This window comes from Lamprobacter sp., from assembly GCF_034860625.1.
Taxonomy (GTDB): Bacteria; Pseudomonadota; Gammaproteobacteria; order Chromatiales; family Chromatiaceae; genus Lamprobacter.
In genome coordinates, this window is record NZ_JAYESN010000127.1 from 1 (window position 1) to 10,789 (window position 10,789).

The 10,789-nt window shown below is 63.7% G+C and carries 10 protein-coding genes; all 10 read left to right on the forward strand.

All coding sequences use genetic code 11. From position 1 onward, the window contains the following. The first annotated feature begins 46 nt into the window (after nucleotides 1-46). On the forward strand, nucleotides 47-1,288 hold the full coding sequence (locus tag VBE63_RS20970; protein ID WP_323684969.1) for an FAD-dependent oxidoreductase: 1,242 nt from the start codon (nucleotides 47-49) through the stop codon (nucleotides 1,286-1,288). Nucleotides 1,289-1,297: 9 nt separating this feature from the next. Beyond that, nucleotides 1,298-1,579 (forward strand): sarcosine oxidase subunit delta, encoded by a 282-nt coding sequence (locus VBE63_RS20975; RefSeq protein WP_323684970.1) that lies wholly within the window; start codon nucleotides 1,298-1,300, stop codon nucleotides 1,577-1,579. Further along, nucleotides 1,560-4,499 (forward strand): 2Fe-2S iron-sulfur cluster-binding protein, encoded by a 2,940-nt coding sequence (locus VBE63_RS20980; RefSeq protein ID WP_323684971.1) that lies wholly within the window; start codon nucleotides 1,560-1,562, stop codon nucleotides 4,497-4,499. The genes VBE63_RS20975 and VBE63_RS20980 overlap by 20 nt, the downstream gene beginning before the upstream one ends. Next, nucleotides 4,499-5,035 carry a hypothetical protein gene (locus VBE63_RS20985; RefSeq protein WP_323684972.1) on the forward strand — a complete coding sequence of 179 codons (537 nt, stop codon included), beginning with the start codon at nucleotides 4,499-4,501 and terminating at the stop codon, nucleotides 5,033-5,035. Before VBE63_RS20980 ends, VBE63_RS20985 begins: the two co-directional genes overlap by 1 nt. Before the next feature lie 208 nt (nucleotides 5,036-5,243). After that, nucleotides 5,244-6,578: a type III glutamate--ammonia ligase gene (gene glnT, locus VBE63_RS20990; RefSeq protein ID WP_323684973.1), complete on the forward strand. Its 1,335-nt coding sequence runs from the start codon at nucleotides 5,244-5,246 to the stop codon at nucleotides 6,576-6,578. A 58-nt stretch (nucleotides 6,579-6,636) separates the two neighbouring features. Beyond that, nucleotides 6,637-7,569: a glutamine amidotransferase family protein gene (locus VBE63_RS20995; protein ID WP_323684974.1), complete on the forward strand. Its 933-nt coding sequence runs from the start codon at nucleotides 6,637-6,639 to the stop codon at nucleotides 7,567-7,569. Beyond that, complete coding sequence (locus VBE63_RS21000) at nucleotides 7,566-8,249, forward strand: protein glxC (RefSeq protein WP_323684975.1); 684 nt, start codon at nucleotides 7,566-7,568, stop codon at nucleotides 8,247-8,249. Before VBE63_RS20995 ends, VBE63_RS21000 begins: the two co-directional genes overlap by 4 nt. A gap of 10 nt (nucleotides 8,250-8,259) precedes the next feature. After that, the gene (locus VBE63_RS21005) at nucleotides 8,260-9,585 is read left to right on the forward strand and encodes an FMN-binding glutamate synthase family protein (protein ID WP_323684976.1); all 1,326 of its coding nucleotides are present in this window, start codon (nucleotides 8,260-8,262) and stop codon (nucleotides 9,583-9,585) included. A gap of 116 nt (nucleotides 9,586-9,701) precedes the next feature. After that, entirely contained in the window at nucleotides 9,702-10,223 is a 522-nt protein-coding gene (locus VBE63_RS21010; protein ID WP_323684977.1) for a GNAT family N-acetyltransferase, read from the forward strand. Nucleotides 10,224-10,315: 92 nt separating this feature from the next. Then, nucleotides 10,316-10,789: B3/4 domain-containing protein (locus VBE63_RS21015; protein WP_323684978.1), on the forward strand; the 474-nt coding region annotated here is incomplete at its 3' end.

Consider the following 10,789-nt stretch of genomic DNA (forward strand, 5'->3'; position numbering starts at 1 on the left):
TTGGTGCACGACAACAAGACCATCGTGTTTGCCTGAGGCCAGCGTCATGCCCCTACGTCTGTTGAAGTTTGCACTGCGTGGTACCGACGCCGAGCTCCGTTTCTTTCCGCCCGAGCAACCACTGGCCGATCAGTATGACATCGTCATCATCGGGGGTGGCGGACACGGTCTCGCCTGCGCCTACTATCTGGCACGCGAGCATGGCGTTAAGAAGGTCGCAGTGCTTGAGCAAGGCTACTTGGGTGGCGGCAACACCGGGCGCAACACCACCATCGTGCGCTCCAACTATCTGACCCCCGAGGGTGTCCAGTTCTATGACCAGAGCTTGAAGCTATTTCAGGATCTGTCAGAAGAGGTCGACCTCAACCTCTTCTATTCCACCCGCGGACATTTCACGCTGGCCCACTCCGATAGCGCGCTGCGCACCATGCGCTGGCGTGCCGAGGTCAATAAGCACTTCGGCATCGACAGTGAGTTGCTCGACCGCGAAAGTGTCGCCAAGGCGGTGCCGGAGATGGATCTAGACTGCGGTGGCGATCAGCCAGTCCTAGGTGCCTTGTGGCACGCCCCAGGTGCCGTCGCGCGGCATGATGCGGTCGCTTGGGGCTATGGTCGGGGTGCCTGGCAGCGCGGTGTCGAGATTCACCAGAAGACCCGCGTCACCGGTATCCGCGTCGAGGGCGAACGGGTGCGGGGCGTAGAGACCAACCGCGGCGCTATCTCCTGCGACAAGCTGATCTCGATGGTCGCCGGCTTTACCCCGCGCATCACCGAGATGGTCGGTCTGCAAACACCGATCGAGATCTTCCCTTTGCAGGCCTGTGTCACCGAGCCGGTGAAGCCCTTCCTCAACAGCATCATCGTCTCTGGCAGTCTGCACGTCTATGTGAGCCAGTCCTCCCGCGGCGAGTTGGTCATGGGGGCCTCCGTGGACCCGAGCGTGTTGCACAGCACCCGCTCGAGCTTCGGCTTCGTCGAAGAATTGGCGGATAAGCTGCTCGACCTCTTCCCGCTCACCGGGCGGCTGCGGGTGATGCGTCAATGGGCGGGCATGAGCGACATGACCCCCGACTTCGCGCCGATCATGGGCACTACCCCGATCGCCGGCTTCTATCTGGATGCCGGCTGGGGCACCTGGGGTTTCAAGGCCACCCCGATCAGCGGCAAGACCATGGCCTGGACCGCCGTCAACGATCAAAACCACGAACTGATCAAGCCCTTTCGGCTATCCCGCTTCGCCGACTTCGACCTAGTCGGCGAACGCGGCGCGGCATCGGTCGGACACTGAGAGGCCAGTATGAAACTGATCCCCTTACCTGACCTGGGTCCACGCCCGTTGACTGAATTCGACTACGGCGGCGAGCAGTCTCGCCCGCCGCTGGAGGCCGATGACGCGACTTGGGCCGCGCACGTCTTCAATCGCGCCGGCGCCCCCAGGGTACTGCGCGAATGGTGGTACCACCGGCCCACCGGCGGTTGGTACCTGTTCGAGCGCGATACGGCCCGCGATCACTTCCTCCGCTCCATCCCCGTGCAGGACATCCGCTATGAGCTCCCGATTGACACCTCAGCCATTTGAGTGGATCGAGCGCGGTCAGCCGCTGCGCTTCACGCTCGAGGGCGAGGCCATCGACGCGCTGCGGGGCGATTGCATCAGCAGTGCCTTGTGGGCCAACGGCGTGCATATCCTCGGGCGCAGCTTCAAGTATCACCGCCCGCGCGGCCTATTTTCGCTCGCCAATCACGACATCAACGCCCTGTTCGAGTACGTTGACGACACCCATCTGCGCGGCGATGTGACACCGGTGCCGGCTGGCATTAACCTCACCGCCTGCAACACCCTTGGCGGACTCAAGCAGGACCGATACCGTTGGCTCGACCAACTCTCACCCGCGCTGCCGGTCGGCTTCTATTACAAGGTGTTCCACAAACCCCGTTGGCTGTTCCCGCTCTGGGAGCGGCTGCTGCGCCACACCGCCGGGCTCGGGCAGGTACGCAGCGGCTGGCGGCGGCGTATCACCCCGAAATGGTATGAGCATTGCGATCTGCTGGTCATCGGCGCCGGGCCAGCCGGAATGGCCGCGGCGCTCAACGCTGCTGAGGCCGGCGCGGATGTCATCCTGGTAGATGAGAATCCGCACATCGGCGGTAGCCTGGACTATCAATGGGCCAATGATGCCGGCGCCGAGGCGCCGCGCACTGCGCTTAAACAGGGCGTCAACGCGCATCCACGGATTCGCGTCATGACAGCTACCGTTGCTGCTGGCTACTACCAGGATCAGTGGGTACCACTGGCCGGCCCAGCCGGCATCGCCAAGACCCGCAGTCGCGCACTGATCGTCGCGACCGGCGTCATCGAGCAGCCAGCAGTCTTTCGCAACAACGACCTGCCCGGCGTCATGCTCGCCTCCGCGGCTCAGCGCCTGATTGCGCGCTACGCGGTCAAGCCCTGCGAGCGGGCGGTGCTCTTACTGGCCAATGCCGAGGGTTATCGCGCCGCACTCGATCTGCAGACCGCCGGCGTCGAGCTTATCGCCGTCGTCGACCTGGGCGAGCCAGCCGAGCGCGGACCACTGGCCAGCGAACTCGCTGCCACCGGCGTCGAGATCCTCGCCCATCATGGCCTCTATGCAGCCTCTGGCAAGGATCGCGTCAGTGCCGTCAGTGTTGCGCCACTGGGCGCCGACGGCAGCCTCGACGACACCCAGGAGCGCTGGCTGCGCTGCGACGGGGTCATCCTCAGCGTCGGCTGGGCACCTGCGGCGCATCTGCTCTACCAAGCCGGCGCAACACTCGAGTACAGCAAGACCTTGGAGCAGTTCGTACCGCTCGAGCTGCCGCCGGGCATCCAGGCGGCAGGCCGCGTCAATGGTGTGTTCGAGCTTCATGCGCAGATCGAAGATGGCCGTCGTGCCGCCCGCGCGGCGCTCGCAGAACTGGCAGCGGCAACAAATGCTACGGGCGAGATCAAGACCAGTGGCCCAGCCAGCAATGACGACCTGGCCCAATACCGCGACCCGAACGCCCACTCTCACCCCTGGCCGATTGTGGTGCATCCCAAGGGCAAGAATTTCGTCGATCTGGATGAGGATCTGCAGCTCAAGGATCTGTTGCAGGCTGCGCGCGAGGGTTTCGACAACATCGAGCTGTTGAAGCGGTTCTCGACCGTTGGCATGGGGCCGAGCCAGGGCAAGCACGCCAACATGAACGCGATTCGCGTATTGGCCAAGGTCCTCGGCAAGGACATCGACGAGACCGGCTCCACCACGGCTCGCCCCTTCTATCACCCCCTGCGTCTGGACGACTTGGCCGGTCGACGCTTCCGCGTGCACCAGCGCTCGGCCTTGCACGAGCGCCATGAGCAGGCCGGCGCCTGCTTCATGGAGGCTGGTGCCTGGCACCGTCCGGAGTATTACGGCAAAGCCGAACAGCGCGAGGTCCGCGTGCGCGAGGAGGTCGCGGCGGTGCGCAGCGCGCTCGGCCTGATCGACGTCTCGACGCTGGGCAAGATCGAGGTCCTGGGGCGCGACGCCGCGCGCTTACTCGACGCCGCCTACAGCATGCGCATGACCAGGCTCAAACTTGGCATGACGCGCTATGCGCTGATGGTCGATGAGGCAGGCGTCATCATCGATGATGGCATCGTCGGCCGCTTAGGCGAGCAGCATTATTACCTGACCGCGACCAGCAGCCATGCCAACGCGACCTATCGCAGCCTCACGCGCTTCGCCTTGGAGTGGGGACTCCAAGTCCGGCTGGTCAATCGCACCGGGCAGCTCTCGGCGATGAATCTGGCTGGGCCAAACAGTCGCCGGCTGCTGGCCGAGTTGGTTGACATCGATCTGTCTGACGACGCCTTTCCCTATCTCGGACTCCGCGAAGGAACTATCGGGGACATCCCTGCGCGCCTAATGCGGGTCGGATTCGTCGGTGAACTAGGCTACGAGATCCATGTGCCCTATCACCGCGGCGCCGAGCTCTGGGATCTGCTGATGCGCAAGGGCCAGCCCTACGGTATCCGTCCATTCGGTGTTGAGGCCCAACGACGGCTGCGCATGGAAAAGGGCCACATCATCGTCGGCCAGGACACCGATGGTCTGACCACACCGTTCGAGGTCGGTATGTCCTGGGCCGTGCACCTGAAGAAGCCCTTCTTTGTCGGGCAGCGCAGTCTGCAGATCCTAAAGCCAAGGACTGCGCGCAGCCTGGTGGGCTTCGAGCTGGAGTATGCGCACGGCTGGCCGGAGGTGGCCGAATGTCATCTGGTGATCGTCGATGGCGACATCCGCGGTCGCGTCACTAGCGTTGCATTCAGCCCTGCGCGCGAACGCATCATTGGCATGGCATTGGTGGACAGCGAGGTTGCTGGCCTTGGCCGAACACTCCCCATCCGCGCCACCGACGGGGTCCTGGTGACGGCGACCCAGGTGGCGATGCCCTTCTACGATCCCGACGGACTGCGCCAGCAGGCCGACTTGCAACGGCAGGAGGTCGCCTGATGGCTCCGACAGCAACGCTCGATTCGATGCAGCCAATGTCATCACTCGCGACCCGCTCAGTGAGCCTCCAGCCTCGCGCACTTCCACTTTGGCACCTACTGGGGCCGGGCAGCCCCGGCGCGGTGCAGTCCGCTGGCTTGCCGCCACCCGAGATCATGCAGGCGGCAGCACTGACGGATGGCTTCATCGCCCGCACCGGGCGGGAGGAATTCCTGATCGCGACCATAACGCCACCAACGGCGGATAGTCTCTGCTGCTGGTGCTATGGCCGCGATGATCGCGTACTGGCACTGACCGGCCCCGACTGGCGCCGCGTCATGGCCCAGGTTTGCCATGCGGACCTCCGCGGCTTCGGCCCAGATGACTGGCAGCTGCTGGCCGCCGCGGGCGTCAATCTCTGGTGTCTCGGCATCGACGAGGGTCTGCTGCTGGGCTGCGATCCGAGCCTCGGCCACTACCTGCAACAGACGCTGACGGAAGTGGTGCGCGACCTGACTGCAGCCGGCGGCCGATCAGGCGCGCAACTGACCTCATAGAGGCCGGCGCCAACGCCAACATCCGAATCAGACACTGAATCCGTGATCCGAACCTGATGGCCCTAGAAGCCCTAACAACATGCACATCAGGCTGAGAAATTCATGAGCTTACGCGAGCCGCAGGGTCATTATGATCGGACCTCTTATCCAATACGACGATCGATTTCACCGCAGCATCAGCATCACCATCGCGCATCGGAGACCAACCATGACGCCGCAAGACATCGACAGGTTCATCAGCGACAACGACATCAAGTATGTGTTAGCCCAGTTTGTCGATATCCACGGCGTGGCCAAGACCAAGGCGGTACCGGCGCATTGCATCCACGACGTCATCAACGACGGTGCCGGATTCGCCGGCTTTGCCGTCTGGGGATTGGGCATGGAGCCGCAAAGCGCCGACTTCATGGCCAAGGGTGATCCGACAACACTCAGCGTCGTGCCCTGGCAGCCGGGCTATGCGCGCATCGTCTGCACCGGTCATGTCAAGGACCAGCCTTACCCCTATGACTCGCGCTATGTCCTGCTGCGCCAGCTCGAGCGGCTCGAGCATCAGGGCTGGACCCTCTATAGCGGCCTTGAGCCCGAGATGTGCCTCATGCGTCGCGGCGCCGATGGTCGCCTCTCCCCGGTAGACCACAGCGATGTGTTGGATAAACCTTGCTACGACTACAAGGGGCTGTCACGTGCGCGCGCGTTTCTGGAACAACTGGTCGAATCGCTGCAGACCGTCGGCTTCGATGTCTATCAGATCGACCACGAAGACGCCAATGGCCAGTTTGAGATCAACTACACCTATAGCGACGCGCTGACCTCCGCCGATCGCTTCGTCTTCGTGCGCATGGCCGCCGGTGAGATCGCCAATGGCTTGGGTATGATCTGCTCGTTCATGCCCAAGACCGACTCCAGCCGCACCGGCAGCGGCATGCACTTCCACCTTTCCATCGCCGATGCCAAGAACAACAACCTGTTCACCGACGCGTCCGATCCCTCCGGGATGGGCCTCTCCAAGCTCGGCTATCAGTTCCTGGCAGGGTTGCTGCATCACGCCCCGGCCCTCTGCGCCTTCGCGGCACCGACCGTCAATTCCTACAAGCGCCTGGTGGTGGGCCGCGCACTCTCCGGCGCCACCTGGGCACCCGCCTATATCGGCTATGGCGACAACAACCGCTCGGCCATGGTGCGCATCCCCTACGGTCGCCTCGAGTTCCGGCTGCCGGACTCCGGCTGCAACCCCTATCTGGTGCATGCAGCGATCATTGCCGCGGGTCTCGACGGCATCGAACGTGATCTCGATCCCGGTGAGCCCATGAACATCAACTTCTATAACCTGGAGCGTGACGAATGTGTCCGTCGCGGCATCGGCATCCTGCCCCAGAACCTCGATGAGGCCATCAATGCGTTGGAGACAGACCCCCTGTTCGCCGAGGCGCTGGGCTCAGAGATCGTTGGTGAATTCATCAAGGTCAAGCGCATGGAGTGGACCGAATACAGTCGGCACGTGTCCGACTGGGAGGTCCAGCACTATGCCGAATTTTTCTGATCGAACCGAGCTACCGAGCTAATCAGGCTTTTCGTTCACAGCTGACGAGATCGAGATCATGTGTGGAATCGTGGGACTCTATCTGAAGGACCCAGCGCTGGAGCCGCGCCTGGGTGAACTCTTTGCGCCGATGCTGGCGGCGATGTCCGACCGCGGCCCCGACAGCGCCGGTTTTGCCATCTACGGCGATGAGGTCGGACCAGGCCGTATCAAACTGACGTTGCAGCACGAAGACCCGGCGTTCGACTGGAGCGCCGTTGCGAGCGCCTTAGCAGCGCGTTCCGGAAACACCGCGGGCAGCGAGCCAGACTGGTTCCAGAACGCTACGGCGGCGGTGTTCAAGCTCGCCACCAGCGAAGGCGAGGCCCGTGCGGCATTCAGCGAGCTCGCGCCGGACGCCCGCATCATGAGCGTTGGTCGCAGCATCGAGATCCTCAAGGGCGTCGGTCGTCCCCAAGCCATCATCGACCGCTTCAACCTGCCGGCGATGCAAGGGACTCACATCATCGGCCATACCCGCATGGCCACCGAAAGCGCGGTCAGCATGGCCGGCAGCCATCCGTTCTCGACCGGACAGGATCTCTGCCTGGTGCACAATGGCTCGCTGTCCAATCACAACTGGCTGCGCAAGCGGCTCGAGAAGCAGGGCATCCGCTTCGAGACCGAGAACGACTCGGAGGTCGCGGCTGGCTACCTGACCTGGCGCCTGCGCACCGGTGACAGCCTCGAACAGGCACTGCACAAGGGGCTTGAAGACCTTGATGGGTTTTTCACCTTGACCATCGGCACCCGCGACGGCTTCGCCGTGATTCGCGACCCGGTCGCCTGCAAGCCCGCGGTACTGGCCGAGACCGACCAATATGTCGCCATGGCTTCCGAGTATCGGGCTCTGGTGCATCTGCCCGGCATCGAGCAGGCCAGCGTTTGGGAGCCAGACCCGGCCAGGGTCTACCTGTGGGAGCGCACTCAGGCGCTAGGAGCCGCAGCATGAAAACCATTGATCTCGACCATCAAAGCGTTCGCGAGCTGAACCAAGGGCTGCACGATCAGGCCAGCGCCTGCACCGAGCAGGAGTGGCTGGTGCTCAACCCGGCTGGCAAGCACGCGATCGCCTGCGGCCTCGACGCCAAGCTCAGCGTCGATATTCAGGGCCATGCCGGCTATTACTGTGCCGGCATGAACCAGCAGGCCAGCGTGACCGTGCATGGCAATGCCGGCCAGGGTGTGGCCGAGAACATGATGTCTGGCCTGGTCCGTGTCACCGGCAATGCCTCACAGTCGGCGGCTGCGACCGCGCATGGCGGCCTGCTGGTGGTTGAGGGTGACGCCGCGGCGCGCTGCGGTATCTCGATGAAGGGCGTGGACATCGTCGTCGGCGGCAGCGTCGGCCACATGAGCGCATTTATGGCCCAAGCCGGCCGACTGGTGGTCTGCGGCGATGCCGGCGAGACCTTAGGCGACTCGCTGTACGAGGCGCGGATCTACGTCAAGGGCAAGGTCGCCTCGCTCGGCGCCGACTGCATCGAGAAGCCCATGCGCGATCAGCACCTCGCCGAGCTGCGCGAACTGCTCAAGCGCGCCGGCATCGACGCCAACCCCTCCGACTTCCGGCGTTACGGCTCCGCGCGCGAGCTTTATCATTTCAAGGTCGACAACGCCGCCGCCTACTGAGGATACGAATATGACCGACGTCTACGTCAAGGCCGGCCTGCGCGAATCGGCCACCTTCGATCGCATTACCATCAACGAGATCCAACGCGCCGCCGACACCGGCATCTACGATATTCGCGGCTTTGGCGCCAAGCGCCGCGTCCCGCACTTCGACGACCTGCTCTTCCTCGGTGCCAGTATGTCCCGCTACCCCCTTGAGGGCTATCGGGAAAAATGTGCAACCGATGTCACACTCGGCACGCGCTTCGCCAAGCGGCCACTCAAGCTGGATATTCCGGTCACCATCGCTGGTATGAGCTTTGGCGCCCTATCAGCCCAGGCCAAGGAGGCCCTTGGCCGCGGCGCCTCGATCGTCGGCACCAGCACCACCACCGGCGATGGTGGCATGACGCCCGAGGAGCGTGGCCAGTCCAAGCACCTGGTCTATCAGTACCTTCCCTCACGTTATGGGATGAACCCAGAGGATCTGCGCAAGGGCGACGCCATCGAGGTGGTCCTGGGCCAGGGCGCCAAGCCGGGCGGCGGCGGCATGTTGCTCGGGCAGAAGATCACCGAGCGCGTTGCCGGCATGCGCACGCTGCCGGTCGGCATCGACCAGCGCAGCGCCTGCCGGCATCCGGACTGGACCGGGCCGGACGACTTGGCGATCAAGATCGAGGAATTGCGCGAGATCACCGATTGGCAGAAACCCATCTTCATCAAGATTGGTGCCACGCGCACCTATTACGACGTCAAGCTGGCGGTGAAGGCCGGCGCTGACGTCATCGTCCTCGACGGTATGCAGGGCGGCACGGCGGCCACCCAAGAGGTGTTCATCGAGCATGTTGGCATCCCCACCTTAGCGGCCATTCCGCAGGCGGTGCAGGCGCTGCAAGAGATGGACATGCATCGCGAGGTGCAGTTGATTGTCTCCGGTGGCATCCGCACCGGTGCCGATGTTGCCAAGGCCATGGCGCTCGGCGCTGATGCGGTGGGCATCGGCACTGCGGCACTGATCGCGATGGGCTGCAACCACCCCAAGTGGAACCGGGACTACGAGGCCATCGGCTCTGCCGCCGGTTATTACGACGACTATCATGAAGGCCGTTGCCCGGCCGGCATCTCGACGCAGGACCCGGAGCTGTCGCAGCGGCTCGATCCGGTCGACGGCGGCCGGCGCCTAGCCAACTATCTGCGCGTGCTGACCATGGAGGCGCAGACGCTTGCTCGCGCCTGCGGCAAGTCGCATCTGCACAACCTAGAGCCGGAGGATCTGGTGGCCCTGACGGTGGAAGCCGCAGCCATGGCGCGGGTACCATTGGCCGGGACGAACTGGATTCCCGGACAGGGCTTCTGACCAACAGCGCAGGTCCAGAGCGGGTCGTCATTCCAGACGATGGCGCGGACGTTGAAGCACCTGTTTCACATTCATGATCAGTGTCTTGTGGGCAGGCATCGCCACCGGGAGCAGCCATGGATCAACCTCAGATCAAGGTCAGCACAGCCAATCTCGATGATCCTACTGACGCCGCTGCCCTGATTGCCCTGCTGGATGCCTATGCCGCCGACCCGATGGGGGCTGGTACCCCCTTGTCCGCGGCGACCCGACGTGAGCTCGTGCCCGGCCTGCGCGCTGTCCCTGGCGCCTGCGTGCTGCTCGCTCGGGCGAATCGGGTGCCCGTAGGCGTCGCCGTCTGTTTCACCGGTTTCTCGACCTTCCGCGCCAGACCGCTGACCAATGTGCACGACCTGGCCGTGTTGCCCAGCTGGCGCGGCCATGGCATCGGCAAGCAGCTATTGGCAGCGGTGGAGGCGATAGCGCGCGAACGCAACCACTGCAAGGTCACGCTGGAGGTGCGCGAGGATAATCCGGCTGCTCGCGGGCTGTATCGAAGCCTGGGCTTCGGGGCCGGTTCGGTTGCCAATACGGATTCGGGCGCGAAGGCGGACGACGGACAGGCGGTACAGTACCTGTTCTTGGAGAAGCGGCTTTAGCGGTCCAAGCTGGTCGCGCACAAGCTGGCCCCGACAGGCTCAACGACGATGTGCCCATGGTTGACTCCGAGAGCGATGCTGATGGTCTTCCCATGTCGTTCCGATTCGCATTGACCGACGCTGCCGCCAACTTGGGCCTACGCACACTGGTCTGGGTCGAGCATGATCTGAATAACCAAGAGCAGCCCGCTGGTCTCGAGGAGTTGCGCGCAGCACTGCTGATTGAGGCACAGGAGCAGAGTGCCGCCTGCATCGATATCCTCGACGGCTATCGGCAATTGCGGGCGCGAGTCGGCCGCTCGATCAAACGCTTTCCGCCGTCGCCGATAGCCCTGCGTGGGCAGTTCGAGCGCCGTGGCACACTCATGCCGATCAGCCCAGTCGTGGACATCTACAACCTGGTGTCGTTGGTCACTGGACTATCCATTGGCGCCCACGACCTAGCGCGTATCCACGGCCCTGTACGACTCGACGTGACGAGCGGCCATGAGACCTTCGTACCGCTCAGCAGCGCACTCAACGAGGCGCATCCGCGCCAAGTCCCAGCAGGCGAGTATGCCTACATC

Coding starts and splice junctions, on each gene's coding strand:
- VBE63_RS20970 (WP_323684969.1), top strand. CDS start 47: ATGCCCCTACGTCTGTTGAAGTTTGCACTGCGTGGTACCGACGCCGAG.
- VBE63_RS20975 (WP_323684970.1), top strand. CDS start 1,298: ATGAAACTGATCCCCTTACCTGACCTGGGTCCACGCCCGTTGACTGAA.
- VBE63_RS20985 (WP_323684972.1), top strand. CDS start 4,499: ATGGCTCCGACAGCAACGCTCGATTCGATGCAGCCAATGTCATCACTC.
- glnT (WP_323684973.1), top strand. CDS start 5,244: ATGACGCCGCAAGACATCGACAGGTTCATCAGCGACAACGACATCAAG.
- VBE63_RS20995 (WP_323684974.1), top strand. CDS start 6,637: ATGTGTGGAATCGTGGGACTCTATCTGAAGGACCCAGCGCTGGAGCCG.
- VBE63_RS21000 (WP_323684975.1), top strand. CDS start 7,566: ATGAAAACCATTGATCTCGACCATCAAAGCGTTCGCGAGCTGAACCAA.
- VBE63_RS21005 (WP_323684976.1), top strand. CDS start 8,260: ATGACCGACGTCTACGTCAAGGCCGGCCTGCGCGAATCGGCCACCTTC.
- VBE63_RS21010 (WP_323684977.1), top strand. CDS start 9,702: ATGGATCAACCTCAGATCAAGGTCAGCACAGCCAATCTCGATGATCCT.